This is a genomic window from Salicibibacter kimchii, assembly GCF_003336365.1.
Taxonomy (GTDB): Bacteria; Bacillota; Bacilli; order Bacillales; family Marinococcaceae; genus Salicibibacter; species Salicibibacter kimchii.
Map to the genome: position 1 here is coordinate 3,381,837 of NZ_CP031092.1, position 19,810 is coordinate 3,401,646.

21 protein-coding genes are annotated in these 19,810 nt (G+C 45.6%); 14 read left to right on the forward strand and 7 right to left on the reverse strand.

Going from position 1 to position 19,810, the window contains the following annotated elements; genetic code table 11:
- Nucleotides 1-11: 11 nt before the first annotated feature.
- Nucleotides 12-1,463 (forward strand): Asp-tRNA(Asn)/Glu-tRNA(Gln) amidotransferase subunit GatA, encoded by a 1,452-nt coding sequence (gene gatA, locus DT065_RS17185; RefSeq protein WP_227002654.1) that lies wholly within the window; start codon nt 12-14, stop codon nt 1,461-1,463.
- A 12-nt stretch (nt 1,464-1,475) separates the two neighbouring features.
- Complete coding sequence (gene gatB / locus DT065_RS17190) at nt 1,476-2,909, forward strand: Asp-tRNA(Asn)/Glu-tRNA(Gln) amidotransferase subunit GatB (protein ID WP_114375469.1); 1,434 nt, start codon at nt 1,476-1,478, stop codon at nt 2,907-2,909.
- 246 nt (nt 2,910-3,155) lie between these two features.
- Here gatB and DT065_RS19060 read toward each other — a convergent pair whose 3' ends face one another.
- Entirely contained in the window at nt 3,156-3,374 is a 219-nt protein-coding gene (locus DT065_RS19060) for a hypothetical protein (RefSeq protein ID WP_160112630.1), read from the reverse strand.
- Nucleotides 3,375-3,785: 411 nt separating this feature from the next.
- On the opposite strand from DT065_RS19060, the gene DT065_RS17200 reads away from it, so the two are divergent.
- On the forward strand, nt 3,786-3,983 hold the full coding sequence (locus DT065_RS17200) for a hypothetical protein (protein ID WP_114375473.1): 198 nt from the start codon (nt 3,786-3,788) through the stop codon (nt 3,981-3,983).
- An 82-nt stretch (nt 3,984-4,065) separates the two neighbouring features.
- Here DT065_RS17200 and DT065_RS17205 read toward each other — a convergent pair whose 3' ends face one another.
- Both DT065_RS17205 and DT065_RS17210 read right to left on the reverse strand, forming a co-directional pair.
- Nucleotides 4,066-4,785 (reverse strand): GntR family transcriptional regulator, encoded by a 720-nt coding sequence (locus DT065_RS17205; protein ID WP_114376409.1) that lies wholly within the window; start codon nt 4,783-4,785, stop codon nt 4,066-4,068.
- A gap of 65 nt (nt 4,786-4,850) precedes the next feature.
- Nucleotides 4,851-5,957, reverse strand: a complete 1,107-nt coding sequence (locus DT065_RS17210; RefSeq protein ID WP_114375475.1) for a tartrate dehydrogenase — start codon at nt 5,955-5,957, stop codon at nt 4,851-4,853.
- A gap of 275 nt (nt 5,958-6,232) precedes the next feature.
- Here DT065_RS17210 and DT065_RS17215 point away from each other — a divergent pair, with 275 nt between their 5' ends.
- The 4 genes from DT065_RS17215 (at nt 6,233) to DT065_RS17230 (ending at nt 11,163) form a co-directional block, all read left to right on the forward strand.
- Complete coding sequence (locus DT065_RS17215) at nt 6,233-7,507, forward strand: SLC13 family permease (RefSeq protein WP_114375477.1); 1,275 nt, start codon at nt 6,233-6,235, stop codon at nt 7,505-7,507.
- Between the two features lie 265 nt (nt 7,508-7,772).
- Nucleotides 7,773-8,906: a glycerate kinase gene (locus tag DT065_RS17220; RefSeq protein ID WP_114375479.1), complete on the forward strand. Its 1,134-nt coding sequence runs from the start codon at nt 7,773-7,775 to the stop codon at nt 8,904-8,906.
- Between the two features lie 83 nt (nt 8,907-8,989).
- Nucleotides 8,990-10,372: a 23S rRNA (uracil(1939)-C(5))-methyltransferase RlmD gene (gene rlmD / locus DT065_RS17225; RefSeq protein ID WP_114375481.1), complete on the forward strand. Its 1,383-nt coding sequence runs from the start codon at nt 8,990-8,992 to the stop codon at nt 10,370-10,372.
- Nucleotides 10,369-11,163, forward strand: a complete 795-nt coding sequence (locus DT065_RS17230) for a sulfite exporter TauE/SafE family protein (protein WP_114375483.1) — start codon at nt 10,369-10,371, stop codon at nt 11,161-11,163. The genes rlmD and DT065_RS17230 overlap by 4 nt, the downstream gene beginning before the upstream one ends.
- A gap of 39 nt (nt 11,164-11,202) precedes the next feature.
- On the opposite strand, the gene DT065_RS17235 is transcribed toward DT065_RS17230, so the two are convergent.
- Complete coding sequence (locus DT065_RS17235; protein WP_114375484.1) at nt 11,203-12,561, reverse strand: amidohydrolase family protein; 1,359 nt, start codon at nt 12,559-12,561, stop codon at nt 11,203-11,205.
- 259 nt (nt 12,562-12,820) lie between these two features.
- Here DT065_RS17235 and DT065_RS17240 point away from each other — a divergent pair, with 259 nt between their 5' ends.
- From DT065_RS17240 to DT065_RS17255, 4 genes are all read left to right on the forward strand, one after another.
- Nucleotides 12,821-13,540, forward strand: a complete 720-nt coding sequence (locus DT065_RS17240; protein ID WP_114375486.1) for a 5-formyltetrahydrofolate cyclo-ligase — start codon at nt 12,821-12,823, stop codon at nt 13,538-13,540.
- Between the two features lie 220 nt (nt 13,541-13,760).
- Nucleotides 13,761-14,477, forward strand: coding sequence for a DNA/RNA nuclease SfsA (gene sfsA, locus DT065_RS17245; RefSeq protein WP_114375488.1), 717 nt, complete (start codon nt 13,761-13,763; stop codon nt 14,475-14,477).
- Between the two features lie 30 nt (nt 14,478-14,507).
- A complete protein-coding gene (locus DT065_RS17250) occupies nt 14,508-15,440 on the forward strand; it encodes a patatin-like phospholipase family protein (protein ID WP_114375490.1) in 933 nt (310 codons plus the stop codon).
- On the forward strand, nt 15,437-15,985 hold the full coding sequence (locus DT065_RS17255; protein WP_114375492.1) for a thioredoxin family protein: 549 nt from the start codon (nt 15,437-15,439) through the stop codon (nt 15,983-15,985). Before DT065_RS17250 ends, DT065_RS17255 begins: the two co-directional genes overlap by 4 nt.
- A gap of 31 nt (nt 15,986-16,016) precedes the next feature.
- Here the strand turns inward: DT065_RS17255 and bshB2 are convergent, their stop codons facing one another.
- Both bshB2 and DT065_RS17265 read right to left on the reverse strand, forming a co-directional pair.
- On the reverse strand, nt 16,017-16,685 hold the full coding sequence (bshB2, locus tag DT065_RS17260) for a bacillithiol biosynthesis deacetylase BshB2 (RefSeq protein ID WP_114375494.1): 669 nt from the start codon (nt 16,683-16,685) through the stop codon (nt 16,017-16,019).
- Nucleotides 16,678-17,043, reverse strand: a complete 366-nt coding sequence (locus DT065_RS17265; protein WP_418314564.1) for a DUF1806 family protein — start codon at nt 17,041-17,043, stop codon at nt 16,678-16,680. Before DT065_RS17265 ends, bshB2 begins: the two co-directional genes overlap by 8 nt.
- Nucleotides 17,044-17,196: 153 nt before the next feature.
- Between DT065_RS17265 and DT065_RS17270 the strand changes: the two genes are divergently transcribed.
- Nucleotides 17,197-18,114 (forward strand): S66 peptidase family protein, encoded by a 918-nt coding sequence (locus DT065_RS17270; RefSeq protein WP_114375498.1) that lies wholly within the window; start codon nt 17,197-17,199, stop codon nt 18,112-18,114.
- A gap of 72 nt (nt 18,115-18,186) precedes the next feature.
- Nucleotides 18,187-18,726 (forward strand): YusW family protein, encoded by a 540-nt coding sequence (locus DT065_RS17275; protein ID WP_160112631.1) that lies wholly within the window; start codon nt 18,187-18,189, stop codon nt 18,724-18,726.
- Between the two features lie 57 nt (nt 18,727-18,783).
- On the opposite strand, the gene DT065_RS17280 is transcribed toward DT065_RS17275, so the two are convergent.
- The gene (locus tag DT065_RS17280) at nt 18,784-19,098 is read right to left on the reverse strand and encodes a CHY zinc finger protein (RefSeq protein ID WP_114375502.1); all 315 of its coding nucleotides are present in this window, start codon (nt 19,096-19,098) and stop codon (nt 18,784-18,786) included.
- 279 nt (nt 19,099-19,377) lie between these two features.
- On the opposite strand from DT065_RS17280, the gene DT065_RS17285 reads away from it, so the two are divergent.
- Nucleotides 19,378-19,575 carry a cold shock domain-containing protein gene (locus DT065_RS17285; protein WP_114375503.1) on the forward strand — a complete coding sequence of 66 codons (198 nt, stop codon included), beginning with the start codon at nt 19,378-19,380 and terminating at the stop codon, nt 19,573-19,575.
- Nucleotides 19,576-19,810 lie beyond the last annotated feature (235 nt).

Sequence of the window (19,810 nt, forward strand, 5' to 3'; positions counted from 1 at the left end):
GAGTGAAAGCCGTGTCATTTTTGGATGAAACGATCGCATCGATGCAACAGAAAATAAAAAATAAAGAAGTAAAAGTCTCAGAGCTGACCGAAAGTGCCTACAAAAGAATTCGAGACGTCGATGATTCGGTGCAGGCATTTCTCACCTTGGATGAAGAAGGCGCCATGGAGAAAGCCCGAGCGCTTGATGAACAGGTCAATCAAAGCGAGGGACAACCATTGTTCGGCATTCCGGCAGGCATTAAGGACAACATCATGACCGAGGGATTGAAAACGACATGCGCCAGTCAATTGCTTGATAATTTTAACCCCGTCTATGATGCAACGGTTATGAAACACTTGCACGCACAAAATACCATAACCGTCGGGAAATTAAACATGGACGAGTTCGCGATGGGCTCTTCCAACGAAAATTCCGGCTATTTTGGAACGAAAAACCCGTGGGATACGAACTACGTGCCCGGAGGTTCAAGCGGAGGGTCCGCTGCCGCGGTCGCCGCGGGAGAAGTGCCGTTTGCATTAGGATCGGACACCGGAGGATCCATTCGACAGCCCGCGTCTTTTTGCGGAGTGGTCGGCTTGAAGCCTACATATGGACGAGTATCGCGTTACGGACTTGTGGCATTCGCTTCTTCATTGGATCAAATCGGTCCGATTACCCGAACCGTCGAAGATAATGCCTATGTGCTTCAGGAAATTGCGGGCCATGACGAGAACGACTCCACATCCGTGGATGTGTCCGTGCCGGATTATCGGTCAGCACTTGAAGGCAACATTAACGGTTTGAGAATTGCGGTACCGAAAGAGTTTCTTGAGGAAGGGGTCGACGCCGGCGTCAAAGAACGCATTCAAACGGCGATTCGCACATTGGAAGGAATGGGGGCAACATGCGAGGAAGTGTCCTTGCCCAATTCCAGGTACGCGGTTGCTGCTTATTATTTGCTCTCTTCTTCGGAAGCCTCCGCCCATCTTGCCCGTTTTGACGGTATCCGTTACGGCGTTCGAAAAGGCGGCGACGATTTAATGGATGTCTATAAAAAAACAAGAAGCGAAGGCTTTGGCGATGAAGTGAAGCGCCGGATTATGCTGGGAACATTCGCGCTTAGCACTGGATATTACGACGCTTACTATAAAAAAGCGCAAAAAGTGCGGACGCTGATTCGCGAAGATTTCAACCAGGTGTTGCATAGTTATGACGTGATTCTTGGGCCGACGGCACCGACACCAGCGTTTAAAATCGGAGAACAAAAAGATGATCCGCTTACGATGTACCTTAATGATATTTTGACCATTCCGGTCAACCTGTCCGGAAACCCGGCCCTATCCATTCCGTGCGGTTTTTCAAATGGGCTCCCGGTCGGAATGCAGTTGATCGGAAAACCATTTGAAGAGCGCATTCTTTACCGTGTCGGTCATGCTTACGAACAAGAAACAGGACATTATAAAGAAAAACCGGGACTATAAGGGGGCAGAGCCATGACATTTGATACGATTATCGGCTTGGAAGTGCATGCCGAATTAAAAACGGATACGAAAATTTTTTGCGGCTGTTCCACGTCGTTTGGCGCACCGCCGAATACACAAACGTGCCCGGTTTGCCTCGGGCATCCGGGCATATTGCCGGTACTGAACAAACGTGCCGTTGATTTTGCCATTAAAGCGTCACTGGCGACGAATTGTACAGTCGCGGAACATACAAAATTTGATCGGAAAAATTATTTCTACCCGGATAATCCGAAAGCTTATCAAATCTCGCAATTTGATCAACCTATCGGCGAAAATGGTTCGATAGAGATTGAAGTCGATGGGGAGAAGAAATCCATCGGCATCACTCGCATTCACATGGAGGAAGACGCCGGTAAATTAACCCATGATGATGAAGATAACTCGTCGCTCGTCGATTTTAACCGTGCGGGGACACCGCTCATCGAGATTGTTTCCGAACCGGATATTCGCACGCCCGAAGAAGCATATGCCTATTTGGAAAAATTAAAGGCAATCCTCCAATATACGGAAGTTTCCGATTGTAAAATGGAAGAAGGATCGCTCAGGTGTGATGCGAATATTTCTCTACGTCCGAGCGGACAGGAAGCATTCGGAACCAAAACGGAGCTTAAAAATTTAAACTCATTTGCCAACGTGCAAAAAGGACTCGCGTTTGAAGAGAAACGTCAAGCACGAGAGCTTCAATCCGGTAAAGAGCTTTTGCAGGAAACTCGCCGTTGGAATGATGAACGCAAAGAAACGACACTCATGCGGGTGAAAGAAGGAGCCGATGATTACCGTTATTTTCCTGAACCGGACCTCGTCAATCTTTTTATCGATGAAGAATGGCAAGGAAGAATTGAAGAAGAGATTCCTGAACTTCCGGATGAAAGACAGGAACGCTACATTTCGGAATGGGAAATCCCTGCTTACGATGCCGGCGTGCTTACTCAAGTGAAGGCAAGCGCGGACTTTTTTGAAGAAACCGTGGCCGCGGGCGCGGATGCGAAGCAGGCCGCCAACTGGATGATGGGAGAAGTGAATGCCCATTTGAATGCCAATCATTTGGAACTTGAAGATGTAGCCATGACACCTTCGGGGCTTGCCGAATTGATCCGTTTAATCGAAAAAGGAACGATTTCCAGCAAAATTGCCAAAAAAGTGTTCAAGACGTTGATTGAAGAAGGCGGAAGCCCCGAGCAAATCGTCAAAGACGAAGGGCTCGTACAAATTTCCGATGAAAGTGAATTAAAATCGATCGTCGAGAGCATTTTGGAGGAAAACCCAAAATCCATTGACGACTATAAAAACGGCAAAGACAAAGCCTTCGGCTTCCTCGTCGGCCAGACGATGAAAGCAACAAAAGGCAAAGCGAACCCGCAAGTCGTGAATAAACTGATTAAAGACGGCATCGACGCGCGGTAAAGAAAAGCCAACCCTATCCCTTGATTCGGGGGGAAGGGTTGGCTTATTTTTTCAGGAATTCTTTCAGAAGCCGTCGATTCAAGCTTGATGCGATATAATAACGGTTCGATTGCTGAAATTAGACCGTAAGACGGTTCATACTATCTAAAAACTGCTCCGCCGCCTGTAGGTTGAAAGGGAAGACGTGCAATGCTGGCCTTTTTCTTTTGGCTTGGATCCCAAGGGGGAATGTAGGGCAACTATTTTTCAGGATTTGTTCCTTCGGGAAACGAAGAAGACTAAGGCTCCGATCATGATGAGCAAGAGCGCAGCAGTCGGGATCCAGCCAGCGCTCCCGTCGGTGTTATTAATGGTTTCGGCTGCCGTTGGATTTTCGATAAACGAGTGTGCAGATATAGTCGATGGAAACGTTATCGATAGAATGATGATAGAGATAAAAAAAGTGACATATTTAACAACATTCATTCTTATTCCTCCCAAAGCTCGGGACGTAGTGATCTCTATTATCGTAAAAGATCGCTAGCCCCTAATTCAAGGAAAAAATGGGGAGGAGATAGGTTTGCGATTATGTTCACAATTCCGACAGACTTGGACGACAAAAGAAAAACACGAGGGGGTGTCCCATCGTGCTTTTAGTTTAATTCTTTTGCGTTTTAAACGAATATGCGGCCCAGCCTAAAGTGCCGATCGCGAGAACTGTAAACAATATTTCCATCCAATGAAAATCCATATATCTGTCCCTCCTGCTATAGCGGTCACCATTATCTAAAACAAGGATAAGCTGTTTTGTCGTTTACGTCAAGGACTTGCTTGTAAGCATGCAGCTTTCAAATTATAATGAAAATACAACCACTACGAAGGGAAGGGTGGTTCAAGTTGGATATTTTCGTTTCGATTCTTGCCGTCATCGTTGTTCTGTCGTTAATTTATTTTATTTTAGCATCGTTGAATATTGCCGCCCACGCTTATATTATCAAATCAGGGGCATCGTATCGAAAAATACTGGGCCACACGGCACTCATAATGGCGGTAGTTATTATATTGGGACTCATCTTTTGGAGTTTTATATGGTAAAACAAATGTTGGCTGTATACGTGAATGATTCAACTAAAAATACTGACAGTGAACGTGAGGACGTTTGAGCAGGGCACTTTAATTAAAGCGCTTCCAGTATTTCATTTCGGGCTCGTTTTCGATGGGATTGCATAAGCATTCGGGCTGCGTTTTTATCCTGTGCCCGCATGCAAGAAAGAATAGCTTTATGTTCTATAATTGATCGGAATGGTAGTGGCCTGTTTTCAATGGTAAATAAACGAGCCCGAAAGATCTGGTCTGCATGGGTTTCAATGACACTCGAGAGCCTGAGGTTGCCCGCGGAATTAATGATATCAGTATGAAACTTATCATCTAATCTAGCCCATTTGGATAAGTTCTTCTCGTGCAAAGCTTCTTCCTGAAAGGTAACTAACTCTTCCAGCCTTTCCAATTCTTTGCCGCTAATTTTTTCTGTTACCATTTCTGCCGCTAAACCGTCCAAAGCTTCAACGATTTCATAAATCTCTTGTAAATCTTCTTTCGCAATGGCTTTAATGATAAAACCTCGCCTTGGGATTACTTCAATCATTCCCTCTGTTTGAAGACGGACTAACGCTTCTCTGACAGGAGTTCTACTCATTTGTAAACCCTCTGCCATCTCTCGTTCCAAAATCATTTTCCCGGGGGGAAGATACAAATTTCTAACTGCCAATCGAATAATTTGATAGGCGCGTTGCGGTAAACGGGTTTCAGTTACATCATTTCCCAAACCCTCTGTGGCACTTTTAACGTCATCCGCATGGATAAATGTAGGTTCCTCTGAGTTAGAACTTTTTTTCATAACGTTCACCGATCCCTGAAATGAAAGGAGAGAAGGAGAACTCCTTCTCATCCTCTAGCTTATACTTAGGTTATCTTAATCTTATCATGAATTTTGCTGAGATGGCTAATAATCCCATCGGTAACTTCTTTTGTGGAATTTTTGCCACCAATATCTGCCGTTAATAAGCCTTCTTTGGTGGTTTCTCTAATCGCTTTATTGATGAGTTCAGCTTCATTTTGAAGTCCTAAGTTCTCAAGCATTAACGCTGCACTCCCGATCGCACCAATAGGGTTAGCGATGCCTTGACCGGCAATATCCGGGGCTGAACCATGAACGGATTCAAACATGCTGGGGTACTTTCGATCAGGATTCAAATTAGCGCTTGCCGCTATTCCGAGGCTCCCAGCCAAAGCACTACCCAAATCAGACAGAATATCCGCTAATAAATTAGACGCAACAACGACTTCTAAATCCTCCGGATGTAGAACAAATTGCGCTGCCATTGCATCAACGAGCCACTGATCCGTTTCAACATCTGGATAATCTTTACTCACACGTTCGAATACTTCATCCCATAACACCATTCCATATTGTTGTGCGTTACTTTTAGTGACGCTTGTGACCTTTTTTCTTTTCCGCGTTCTTGCGAGCTCGAAAGCGTGACGAATAATTCGTTCGCATCCTTCTTCGGTAAATATAGACGACTGGACGGCCACTTCTTTCCCAGGTCCTCTCCCTGTGAAATTACGGCCGCCAATCCCTGAATATTCTCCTTCGGTGTTTTCACGGACCAAGACCCAGTTTAAGTGGTCCCTATCGGGATGATTCAAAGGACTTTCCACACCGGGCAAGAATTCAACTGGACGGATGTTGGCCCATTGATCTAATCCTTGACAAATCGCGATACGCAATCCCCAAAGACTTACATGGTCCGGTACATTAGGGAAACCAACGGCGCCGAAGTAAATGGCATCATGATTTTTAATTTGCTCCAGCCCATCTTCAGCCATCATTTTTCCATTTTCCAGATAATATTCACACCCCCAAGGAAAATAATCGGTTTCAAATGAGAATTTGCCATTCGAGCTTTTTTCTAAATGATTGATGACACGTAATCCTTCGTCAATGACTTCTTTCCCTATCCCATCTCCTGGTATGACAGCTAAACGAAAATGCTGTTTGGTATTCATCAGTATACCTCCTATTTTAATTTGTGATCATCATCCATTATCGTTTTATGTATACGTAATTGTCAATATAAAAGCCATTAAATATTTTTTAACTACAAATTTGACTTTTATGTATACATTGTTTAATCTATCATTAGTTAATTTTGAAAGCGTGATCTTTATTAAAAAGAAAGTCCTAATATTGTAATCGCTATCAAATAACTCAATTATTAAGCTCCCTGTGTGGAAAAGTTGAACGTGTGGACTGTGACTGTATAAAGGAGGAATAATGTTTTATGAGTCCTGAAGTTATAACCTTACTTTTCTTGCTATTTGCTATTATTATGTTTGCCTGGGAAAAAATACCTCTTGCGGTCACAGCAATGATTGTTGCAATTGGGCTTACTCTAACAGGTGTTCTAGAACCTTCAGAGGCTTTTGCTGGTTTTGTCGACGCTAATGTTCTCCTTTTTATGGCGATGTTCATTGTTGGGGCAGCTGTTTTTGAAACTGGGATGGCTAAGAAAATAGGGGGATTTGTTACCAGATTTGCCAAAACAGAAAGACAGTTAATCGTTTATATCATGATTATTACTGGTTTAATGTCCGGGGTTCTATCTAATACTGGAACTGCAGCGGTTTTAATACCAGTTGTTATTGGTATGGCTGCGAGATCAGGGTTTTCACGCCCTAGACTGCTCTTGCCGTTAGTTTTTGCAGCTGCAATGGGAGGTAACCTTTCTTTAGTTGGCGCGCCAGGGAATATGATCGCTCAATCGGAACTTCAAGAACAGGGTATGGCATTTGGTTTTTTTGAATATGCATACGTAGGTTTACCTATTTTGATTATCGGCATTATTTACTTTAGTTTGTTTGGATACAAGTTTCTTCCAAAAGGGGATGAAATCCTCCTGGAAACAGATTCAGTTTTTAGTGACAATACTGATGATTCAAACGTATCAAGATGGAAACAGACTATGGCAGTGGTAGTACTTGTTTTAACCGTTCTAGCGATGGTCTTTGAAGAACAGATTGGAGTAGATTTATATGTTTCTGCATGGACAGGAGCATTAATTTTAGTCGCCACTGGCGTAATTTCCGGAAACAATGCAATGAAATCAATAGATATGAATACAATTCTTCTATTTGTAGGTTCGCTAGCGTTAGCGAGAGGCATTCAAGAATCTGGTGCGGGAACGTTAATAGCTGATACGTTAATCGGGACTATGGGCAGCAACCCTTCACCATATCTGTTATTGTTTGTGATATTGATCATCGCTGCAGTAATGTCAAATTTTATGTCCAATACCGCAACAACTGCACTACTGGTGCCGATAACGCTTTCCATTGCCACTAGTATTGGAGCCGACCCAAGAGCAGTTTTAATGGCAACAGTCATCGGGGGATCTTTGGCTTATGCAACACCAATTGGCATGCCGGCAAACACAATGGTTTATTATTTAGGTGGATTCAAGTTTAGTGATTACGTGAAAGCCGGAGGTCCATTAATTGTAGTTTCTATAATAGTAAGCATGATTTTACTGCCAATTTTCTTCCCTTTCTACGAATAAACAAATTTCTTCTATGGCACGGCAACACGATAGCCAATACAGTCATTACGAATTTAATACACAAAAAAACATACAAGACACTTTTCGACAGAGACCACCTCATTAGGGATTTGGTCATGTTTGTTCCCATTGTATAAAGTGCAATTTTCTTTTGGGTGGCTGTCTTATCCACTTATTTGATATTCTGTAAGTAGCCAAAGAACAGACTTGCTTCAATTCGATTTGGTAATTTCTGGTTGTACAAAAATGAGTAAGGGGAATTCTAATGGCCAACATCCTCATCGCACCGGATTCATTCAAAGAAAGCATGAGCTCGAGAGAAGCAGCAGAAGCGATTCAGGCTGGTTTCCAACAAGCAGGCGGCAACCATAACTATCATTTGATTCCAATGGCCGATGGCGGAGAAGGTACAATGGAGGCCCTAACCACTAATCTCGACGGGATTTATCAAACGCTTCAAGTCGAAGGCCCGAACGCCCACCCGGTTGAAGCGACATATGCCGTATCGGCGGACGGAAACACAGCCATTATGGAAATGGCGCAGGCATCGGGTCTTGATCGTGTTGCGGAACAGCATCGCGAGGTCGGGGCGGCTTCCACTTATGGAACAGGTGAAATGATTCGTGCGGCGCTGGATCAACGTGTACATAAAATCATTCTCGGGATCGGGGGCAGTGCCACGAACGATGGCGGCGCGGGGATGCTCCAAGCGCTCGGCGCGCGTCTCTTGGATCAACAGGAAGAATCGATTACTCGGGGAGGGTTAGGACTTGAAAAGTTGGTGACCATCGATGTTTCGGAATTAGACCCTCGCTTGCAACAAACAGAGATCATCGTCGCTTGCGATGTGACAAACCCATTGTTGGGTGAAACGGGGGCCAGCGCTATTTTCGGCCCGCAAAAAGGGGCAGACGTGGCAATGGTGGAAAGGCTTGATCAAGCGCTCGCGCATTTTCACGAACAAACATTAAAAGTCATCGGTCATGATAAAAAAGACGTTCCCGGTGCCGGTGCGGCCGGGGGCCTCGGCTACGGCTTGCTTTCTTATTTAAATGCTGAACTCAAACCCGGCATTGATCTCGTGTTAGAAGAGACGAATTTCCGAACGCATGCCCACGATGCCGATTTAATCATTACCGGTGAAGGAAAAATCGACGGTCAATCGGTGTATGGAAAAACACCGGTCGGCGTAGCGAAGGCAGGGAAGGAATCCGATACCTTTGTGATCGCGGTGTGCGGACAGCTCGGAGATAATTATGAGCAAGTGTACAACCATGGGATCGATGCAGTCTTTAGCCTCGTTCCGGGGGCGGTCAGCGTGAAAGAGGCGATGGAAAATGGGGGAAAGTATTTACAACAAGCGGCGCGAAACATCGCTATGGTTTATAATAAGAAGTGAGCCCGAGGTGGTTGCTTCTTTATTTTTTGACATTTTTTCTGTAAAATACACAATTACGATCAAATACGTTAGAGGGAATAAACATGCCTAAAAAACAACCGAATTTGCCTGTACAAAAAAATGAACGGCTTGACGTCACGATTCAGGATCTCACCCATGAAGGTGCCGGGGTGGCAAAAGTAGATGGCTACCCGCTATTTGTCCCCGATACGCTCCCGGGGGAAAAGGCGGACGTTAAAGTCGTCAAGACGGGAAAAAACTTTGGGTTTGGGCGTTTAATGGAGCGACATACGACGAGCGGCCAACGTGTTGATCCCCCTTGTCCAATTTATCACTGGTGCGGGGGGTGCCAGCTGCAACATATGAACCAGGACGCTCAGCTGACGTTAAAACGGGAGCAAGCCGTAAACGCCCTTCACAAGTATATGAATCGGGCCGATATCCCTGTTCATGAAACGATCGGGATGGACGAGCCGTGGGCGTATCGAAACAAAGCACAAGTGCCTGTGGCTGAGCGGGATGGCGAGCTCATTGCCGGTTTTTTTGCAAAACGGTCCCATCACATTGTCGACATGGACCATTGCTTGATTCAAGGCGATCAGAATGACGCGGCGATCCAAGTCGTGAAAAACATTCTAAAACGTTACGAGATTCGCCCGTATGATGAAGCAAGCGGACGCGGAGTGATTCGACATATCGTGGCCCGCAATGGACGTTTGAGCGGTGAGACGATGGTCATGCTCGTCACAAACGGCAAGGAACTTCCCCATAAAAAGCAAATCGTCGAAGCAATTCGTCGTGAAGTAACAGGCATTCACTCCATTGTCCAAAACATCAATACGAAGAAAACAAATGTCATATATGGGGAACAAACGGAGATTCTTTGGGGAGAAAAATACATCGAAGAACGCATTGGCAACCTACGTTTTGCATTGTCCCCCCGTTCTTTTTTTCAAGTCAATCCGGTTCAGACGGAAGCTTTATATGAAAAAATACGTGAATTTGCAGACCTTCGCCGGACGGATACGGTCATCGACGCCTATTGTGGCATCGGCTCGATTTCGTTATTTTTAGCTGAGCAAGCGAGGAAAGTCTATGGCGTGGAGGTCGTTGGAGACGCGATCAGTGACGCGCGCAAGAATGCAAAACTCAATCACATCTCCAATGTCGAATTTTCGGTCGGGAAAGCCGAGGAAGTTGTGCCCTGGTGGCGAGCCGCCCTCGGGATTGAAGCTGACGTCATCGTCGTCGATCCTCCGCGCAAAGGCTGTGACGAGAAGCTGCTGCAGACGATGATCGAAATGAACCCCGACCGCATCGTTTATGCCTCTTGCAACCCGGCGACACTCGCCCGTGATCTCGGCATTCTCTCCGACGGCGGCTATGACGTAAAAGAAGTACAGCCCGTTGATATGTTTCCACAGACGGCACATGTGGAGAGCGTGACGCAATTGGTGCGGAGATGATTGCTATCGCTCTTTTCTCCCTCATCGGCGTTCTAATCGGTATTACCTCCAGCTTATTCGGGTTCGGCGGTGGTTTCATCGTCGTGCCGATTCTTTATGCTTTTTTGCCTGAGACGATTCCCGCGGATCACGTGATGCACACGGCGATTGGGACGTCGCTGGCAGTGATGATCGTTAATTCGTTTAATTCCACGATCCATCATGCAAAAAACGGGAATGTTAGATGGGATATTTTTAAATTTTTATTTCTTTTCATATGCATCGGATCAGTATTTGGAGGTTTTCTTGCTTCTTTTTTCACGAGTGAAGTTCTTCGCTTTGCATTTATCGCTTTTTTAATTTATGTCATCTTCTCAAGTATCATCAAGCAGACATTTGTAAGCACAATACGTGAAGACTTTCAATTTCCTACGTATACAAACGGGCTTGTTACTGGTGTGGGCATTGGTACAGTTTCCACTCTATTGGGCATCGGCGGCAGTGTGGTGACAATTCCCTATCTTAGAAACCGAGGACTCCGCATGCTTCATGCCGTCGCACTCGCGACGCCCCTCGGCCTGCCGATTGCCATTGTGGGCACATTCATGTATCTGGGTTTGGGGATACAGGTGGCAGAAATGCCTGCTTCCACCATTGGTTTTATCTATTTGCCGGCGCTTTTCGGATTTGTCTTTGGTGGATTTATCGGTGTTCCCATTGGTAGAAAGATCGCTCAGAAGTTGCCCGATGCTCTGTTTTCCAAAGTGTACCTCGTTTTGCTTATAATTGTTGTCATTATGATGATTGAATGAAAACCTGGCCAATGTATGCGCCGGGTTCACGTCAACAGATTATCCGAACCAAACACCGTCGGGCTTTCCGTATTCGTGAAAGATTGAGTCTCTTGCTTGAGTTGCCTGCTGACGGACACGTTCCAAATCAACATTTACGAGTTGTCCGTCACGTTTGACTGCATTTCCCGCGACAAATACAGCATCGACGTTTTTCGTTTGCGCGCTTTGAGTGACGGCCCCAATTGGGTCATTGATCGGAAACATGTTCCAATCGTCGGTTCGCACCGTAATAATATCCGCTTCTTTTCCCGGTGTTAATGTTCCGATTTTATTATCCAACAATAATGCCTTCGCTCCATCCAAGGTGGCAAATTCCAACACATCCCTGGCTGCAATGTGTAATTTTCCGGGCATCTCTCCGTTCGCTAAAAGTTGTTCATTTACTCTGGAACGTTCTGCTTGAAGCGTGAATTTCATTTGCGTAAACATCTCTCCGCTTGTGGAAGTCGTTACGTCCACACCTAAGCTTGGACGCACACCGTTTTCAAGTGCCAACCCGGTTGCGGGATACCCATGCCCCATCATCATTTCGATTTCAGGTGTGACAGAAATGGATCCCCCTTTGGCCGCCAACATCTTCATTTCCTCCGGGCTTACTGCATTTGCATGCGCAAAGTTTAAATCAGCCCCAAGAAGTCCGGCACTGTTTAATCTTTCGATCGAACGTTCGCTGGCCCCCCATGTACCAAAGCCAAGATGCATGCTGCAAACTGTGTCTAACTCGCGAGCAAAATGAATATCCTGTACTGTCGTATCCCACGAGCTGAATTCGGGTCCCCGGATGGCTAACCCCATCGTTAGCAGTTGATCTTTTGAAGAAAAGTGCTTTTCCTTCACTCGTCTCGCGTCATCGGGATGCAGACGTTCACTTTCTTGATTCCAGTAGTCTCCATCTCCCGGAGGGCCGTGGGCAAACACCGCTCTTGTCCCGGATTCCCTTAGGCCACGAACCATTTCATCCGCATGTTCCGGTGAAATAATCATCGATGAGTCCAACTGGGTGGTCACACCGGCATCAAGCGCTTCCAGTGCTCCTAGCAGGTTGCCGATATAGTCGTTCTGAGGGCTCCTTTTCGACCCTATGTTTCCATAGTAGATACTGCCTAAGTATGTCGGTAGAGACCAATCCGCCCCTACGTTACGTACCACAGACTCCCAAGTGTGCCGATGGGCATCAACCAGTCCGGGCATAACGATTCGATTTGAACAATCGATCACTTCACAATCAGAGGCCTCTATGTTGGGTTGAATCTCCGTAATCGTTGCGCCCTCCACCAGCATATCCGCCTTCTTAAAATCTCCGATCGATGGGTCAAGCGTCAAAACAATCCCGTCTTTAAAAAGCTTCCTGTTCATTTTTATGCTCCTTCTTTGATTCATTTACGAGACACGTCTATGAAGGAATGAGTTGATTTCATTCGCAAAAAAAACGTGGTTCCTATCTTCTGATACCCGAAAAGGAACGTTTATTAACTTTTTATATCAGATGTTTATTTTTCAATATGCTACAATAAAAAGTATCGAGTGATACGTCAAGAAGAACATCACCACTTCCCGCGGGTAGATAATAAACCATACCTAGAGGAAATCGTGAACGAACAAGGAGGCGAGAAACTTGCCGACCAATAAAAATCACATCAGGGAAGAGGTTTGGAAGCGAATGGAAGCAGAAAAAATAGGACGGTTCCCGTTTCCGCTCAAAAATCGCATCCCAAACTTTAAGGGCGCAGAGAAAGCGGCAGACTATGTTACGACACTCCCCGCATACAGGGAATCGAAAGCCGTGAAGATTAATCCCGACGCGCCGCAGCTACCGTTACGAGCACAGGTACTTATCGACGGCAAAACGCTCTTGGTTCCCACCCCCCGCTTAAAGGCAGGTTTTATCCAAGTGAAACCGGAATGGGTACCGCAAGGAGAAGAGAAGAAAGCCGCCAGCTTAACGCATATGAAACGCTACGGAAAGGAACTCCCCCTTCGCGATATTCCGCGGATTGATCTTATCGTGGCCGGATCCGTGGCGGTTCATAAAGATGGACGTCGCCTAGGAAAAGGAGAGGGGTATGCCGATCGAGAGTACGCGATACTAACAGAACTCGGAAACCCGAAAGTCCCCGTTGTGACCACGATTCATTCCGCCCAACTCGTAGACGCCGATATTCCAATTGAGCGTTATGATCTATCCGTTGACTGGATCACGACGGAAAACCAAATCTTTTCCACAAACACCCCTTATCCAAAACCGACAGGCATTGATTGGCATCAAGTAACCGAAGAGGAAAAAGAAGAAATGCCGGTACTCGCGGAAATCAGTCGGCTCGTTCGCGGGGAATAGCGATCGCAATCATTTCAATCGCTCTGAATCATGGGTTATAATAGATAGAGCATCAAGACATTTTTGCAGAGTGTCTTTTTTCATAAGGGAGATTACGTGAACGGCCCGGAAGCATGGATTCCGGAAAAACGCCTGCTCCTATCGTTACCTGATCGATTCAGCTATCGTTGATGCCTTCTATGGCGTATATTCTTTCTACCCGTTGGGGGGGGCGACAGACATGTTTATGCCGTATCGATCCCATCTATATAAAGCAGCATTTTTAGAACGCCCGAACCGCTTTATCATTCGGGCAAGAAAAGAAGACGGTGAAACAGTTACCGCGCATCTGCCCGACCCCGGGCGGTTAATCGAATTGCTCACCCCAGGACGGATCCTCTGGCTACGCTACGTCGATCAACCGAAACGCAAGACACAGTGGTCGGCGGTGCTTTGCGAAAGCGTAGATTCGCGTGCCTACGTTTCCTTGGACACAACGCTTCCGAACCGTCTGATTACCCAAGCTTTAAAAGAAAAACGTATAGATTCGCTCAAAACCTATCACTATGTCAGGGCTGAATATTCTTTCGCAAGTGCACGATGGGATTTTCTGCTGGAGAATGAGCGTGGGCCAATGCTTTTGGAAGTGAAAAGTGTGACACTTGCCGTGGACGGTGTTGCTTATTTTCCTGATGCCGTCACTGCCCGCGGAACGAAGCACGTGGAGAAATTAAGAAGGATTCAACATGAGGGCACCCATCAAACGGCCGTATTGTTCGTGGTACAAAGAGACGATGTAACGAGTGTTCAGCCTGCCACGCATATCGATCCAACATTTTCGTCCGCTTTGCAATTAGCCGCGGATAACGGTGTGGGAATGCTGGCTGTAACAACGGATGTTCGTTTAGGGGGCGTGACATTGGGTTCAGACATTCCTGTACAACTAGCAGGCGTGTGAAAATCCTAAGCCAAAGAAGGTGGCCTTGCAATGAAAGCGGACGCTGTTTTTGAAGGCGGAGGCGTGAGAGGTGTTGCTTTTATTGGTGCTGTTCAAGCCATGGAAGAGTCGAATGTAGAGTGGCAAAGGCTAGCCGGGACGTCGGCAGGGGCTGTTATCGCGACTCTTTTGGCAGCAGGGTATAAAAGCCATGAAATAATGGATTGGTTCCACTCGGTAGATGCAACGAAACTGCAAGAAAGGACGTGGGTAAATCGTATTCCGCTGATTGGGAACCTATTGGCGGTAACGATGCATCTCGGCATGTATAAAAATGATTATCTGGCATCGATGGTCGATGCACTATTGTTCGAAAAAGGGATTCAAACGTTCGCAGACCTTCCCAATGATAAATTAAAAATCGTTGCTTCTGATATCTCCAAAGGCCAACTGCTCATTTTTCCCGATCATTTGCATCAATATCATTTAACGCCTAAGGATGTAAAAATTTCCACTGCCGTTAAAATGAGTGCTGCCGTCCCTTTTTTCTTTCGTCCGGTGATATGGAAATCCCAAGAACAAACGAAATCCTATATTTTAGACGGCGGTTTGCTTAGTAACTTTCCAGTTTGGATTTTTGATACAGACGGAATCCCCCAGTTTCCAACCTTTGGTTTTCATTTTGTAAGAGAAGAAATTATATCGGATGCCGTGATTCCCACTCCGATTCATCTTTTTACGAATATATTTCGGACGATGCTCCAAGCCCATGATTTGCGATATCTAAAGGAAGAAACACGTGACCGTACGATCCAAATACCAACTGGTGACATCGATGCCACTGATTTTGACCTGAGTGATGAAGCTGTTGAATTTCTCTTTCAATCAGGTTATGTTTCCGCTAAATCTTTTTTGGCCAAATGGGATTTTGAACAACATAAGGCAATCCGCATGGAAAACACTCGGAAAGGACCGATAAAATGACGTTAAACAAATGGTTTGCAAAGGGAATGAGCCCGGAAACTTATATTGAAAATATGCAGCAACACAAAGAAAATCTTCAACATATCTACGAACATTTCAATATCCCGGACGATGAGAGGCTGGAAACATTGGCAGATCGTCCGTCCCGTGTAATTGTGCTCACGGAAGATTGGTGCGGCGACGCGATGGTGAACGTACCGATTTTGCTTCACATCGCGGAGAAAACGAATATGGATGTGTCGATGTTGTTAAGGGACAGCAACTTGGAACTGATGGACCAATACCTGACAAATGGGAAGTCACGCTCGATTCCGATTTTCATATTTCTTGATGAAAACGGGAATGAAGTGGCGAAGTGGGGGCCGCGAGCGCCGGAAGTACAGGCGAAAGTGGATGGCCTTTTTTCCAACCTCCCGGCCAAGGACGCGCCTGACTACGAGGAGAAATGGAAAGCAACCCTTTCAGCACTTACACAGATGTTTCGTGAAGATGAAAAAGTACGGAATGACGTGTATGAAAGCATTATAAACACTTTGGTGAAATAAAAAATGCCGGTTCGTACATCGAGCCGGCATTTTAACATTCATATGTCCAAAATTCCTCGTAGCGAATCCATGCTTCTGTATCCTCATCGCCTTCGGCAATTTTCTGTTTAGCGATCGCCGATACCTCTTGCATTTGGCTTTTGTGGGCATCAATGGCCTGTAACTTCCGATCCATCAAATCGCCGATGTCATAAACGATGTCGGCTTCACCGATTACGTCTGCGGCGTTAGCGGTAATAGCTTTCGTGTGCAATGTCGGACGTTTGCTTTCCGGAATTTTCCTCATCGCTTCAATGACGGCAGCACCGGTGGCGTCATGGTCCGGATGGATACTTAGTCCCGGATAAAAGGTAATGACGAGGGAGGGGGCGACATCTAGGATTATTTCTTGCAAGTGTGTGGCGACTGTCTGCAGATCTTCAAATTCCAACGTTTTATCCCGATAGCCAAGATGGCGAAGTTCATCTACACCCATGATCTCGCAGGCATTTTCCAGCTCTTTTTTACGAATGAGCGGCAGTGTTTCCCTATTTGCAACCGGCGGATTTCCCAAGTTTCTCCCCATTTCCCCGGAGGTTAATGATGCGACGGTCACTTTTGTGCCGTGCTCCCTTTTATGCATCATAATGGTCCCCGCGGCTGAAAATGTTTCATCATCGGGATGTGGAAAAAGCAATAAAATGTGCCGTTCCTTATTCACTTAAAACTCCTCCTTCAAATGGTATGGTACTAAGTTGCAGGGCAACAGACAATTTGCCCTGCTCATCAAAACCGTATAAATACAACGATTCATTTTCTTTATGTTCAAACATGGAAAGCCCTTCGGCAAAGATCCAACCATCTTCGGTTTTTAGTCCGACCCGATACGGGTCTTCGCCTTTTATTTTGCCGTGCAGCACGTTGAGGCGTGCGTTTCGCACATACCCGCCGGCAGCATGAAACTTCCCGTTCCGATAGGCAGCATAAGCTCCGTTCGTCAACTCAAAATGTACATAAACCTCTTGCCCGTTAAAAACATCCAATAATGGCTGGACAACGTCTGTTTGAATATTTTTCAAAAGAATCATTCCTCGTTTGTTTGTTAGCTATCTTCCCAGTATATTTTACCTTTTCACGCTTCTGTTTTAAACAAAAACGATCGCCAGAATGATGCTGCAGAAAGCTTCATATATTGGAAAGGATGAATGCACGTTGGAAACGGGGGATGTGCAGTGGCCATTCAACCGCCGGCACTACAAGCCGGAGATACGGTAGGCGTCGTGACGTTGGGCAGTCCGCTTGAAGCTGAAATCATTGATACCCGGGTACAAACGTTGGAAGCGATGGGTTTGAATGTTGTGCTCGGAAGACATGTCTACGATTGGGATGGGTTTTTGGCCGGGACTGATCAAGAGCGGGCAGCGGATGTGATGGCAATGTTCGAGCGTGAAGAGGTGCGTTTGATTTTGCCGACACGTGGTGGGGTGGGGGTAGCCGGGGTTCTTCCTTATTTAAATTACGATGTAATCGCGAATAATCCGAAATGGATCAGCGGGTACAGCGATATTACGGTCCTCCTTAACGCGCTTTATCAATATGCGAATATCATCACTCTGCACAGTTTGATGTTGATTGATTTTCAGGAGACGACACCCCCTTATAATTTTGACCAATTTTTCAGTGTTGTTTCTTCAACATCGATGGAGCATGCAATGGTTAATCCACCGGAAATCGCTCCGCTCATCAGCCGTGTGCCGGGGAATGTGACAGGTCCGATCGTGGGCGGGAATCTTACCTCTTTTATCGGAACGTTGGGAACGCCGTTTGAAATTAATACCATGGGTTGTATTTTATTTTTAGAAGAAGTGAATGAACCGATTAATACGGTATATCGACATATGAAGCATCTTGAGTTGGCCGGTAAATTTGATGATTGTATCGGGATTATTCTCGGCGAATGTAGCAATTGCCAAGTGGCTTATGGGCAGGAATATGAAGACTTGATCGAAAATTTTATCGTGCCGATGGAAAAGCCATTGATTACAGGACTTGCAAGTGGGCACGGGACTTATAAAGCAGCTACCCCGGTCGGGGCTATCGCGAATCTTAACAGCAATGAAGGTTCGATCACAGTGATTAGCCGAGGATAGCAACTGGAATGTATCGTTTGGCAGAGGATTCTAATGGGAAAGGGAGGGATGAAGAGAAAGGAGGTTTTACGTATGAATAAATTTGGCATGCTTACATTATCCGTGGTCGTTGCTACAAGTCTCGCGGCTTGCGGAGATAATGGGGAAGAATTCGAAAATGAAACAAATGGGGACGCTCCTGAGGAGGGCGATGATAATACCGAAGTGCAAGAAGAAGAAGTGAATGTCGATGACATGGATGACGGTGCCGATGAGGGAGATGGGGAAACGGAAGCAGACGAAGCATGGTACGAAGAGCTACCCTATAACGAGTTCGATTTGGAAGCTGAATATGACCACGGCGAATACGAAGCCGAATATGAATATGAAGGCGGAAGTCCCGAAGTGGAAATTGAAGACAGTCGGGATGGCGAAGACATGGAGTTAGAAGGGCAAGCGGCATTAGACGCACTTTCCGATATTCTCCCGGAAATGGATATTGATGAGAACTCCAGTGACGAAGAAATACAAGAAGCAGCCATTGACGCCTTTAACCTTGATGAAGATTACAGTGAGCTTGAAGTAGAAATAGAATTCAATGGCGACGAGACAGAAGTGGAAGATGAATCATAAAAATAAATATGAATGTCATGGCTCTTACTATAGAAGGGAAGTGTCGATTGTGCACGTTCATCTTTCAAAATAAAGATGATAATGGAATTTACAGCCCTCGTTAAAGATGGAATGGCATTTAAGACAGCGGTCGGTCGCGAGGTACGCGCGGATGGTATGTTCATAGCTGCAAACGCCGCATAAAATGGCACGCTCCCCGAATTGATCTTCCGGCCAAACGGAAACGGTGTGTGCCTCACACTCCTGATGGCATTGGTAACATGGGTAGTATTTTCCGCAACAATGAAACTTGATGGCGATGATGTCTTTCCCTGAAGAATAATGCGTGCATCGCGTTTGTCGATCGATTTTCTTGCCGTAGACATGTTTCATTTTGATCCTCCTTCTTCTTTTGTATAGCGTTGGTTCCAGTTTAACAAAAGGAGGGACCATGAAGCAGAAAATTTTTGTCGTATAATAGTTGCTAAATGGTTCAAGCTATGGTACAGTAACAATGTAGAAAGTGATTGAAGATACGGTGTAATGGTTTTTCGGCCTCTGCTTTTAAGTTTAGGACGCAAAAAGGTTCACCCGGTTTCAATTATTTTTAGCAATTTTTGGTTCAAGAAGGATGAACCTTTTTGGACTGCCTATTCAAAGGAGGCCATAAGCATGACTGGTAAAGTAAAATGGTTCAACGCCGAAAAAGGATTCGGTTTCATTGAGCGTGAAGAAGGAGACGATGTATTCGTCCATTTCTCCGCGATTCAGCAAGAAGGATTCAAAACACTTGAAGACGGTCAAGACGTAGAATTTGAAATCGTCGAAGGCGACCGCGGACCGCAAGCAGCAAACGTCGTCGGTCTATAAAACACATGATACTCAGGAATAGAGGGGTATATTCCAGCGTTTAACGGGAATATATCCCTTTTTTTATACGATAAGAATGGATAACCGTGAGAAAGGTTATAGTATAAAAAAGACAAAGGCTTTCTAATGCAAAAGTGGATGAAGACTTAAGTATGATTCATGAATCGTATTGCTGTGGTATTTCGCTAGGCGGGAACGCATGCGCTTTTGCATCTTTTATATCCTGAGGTCTTGA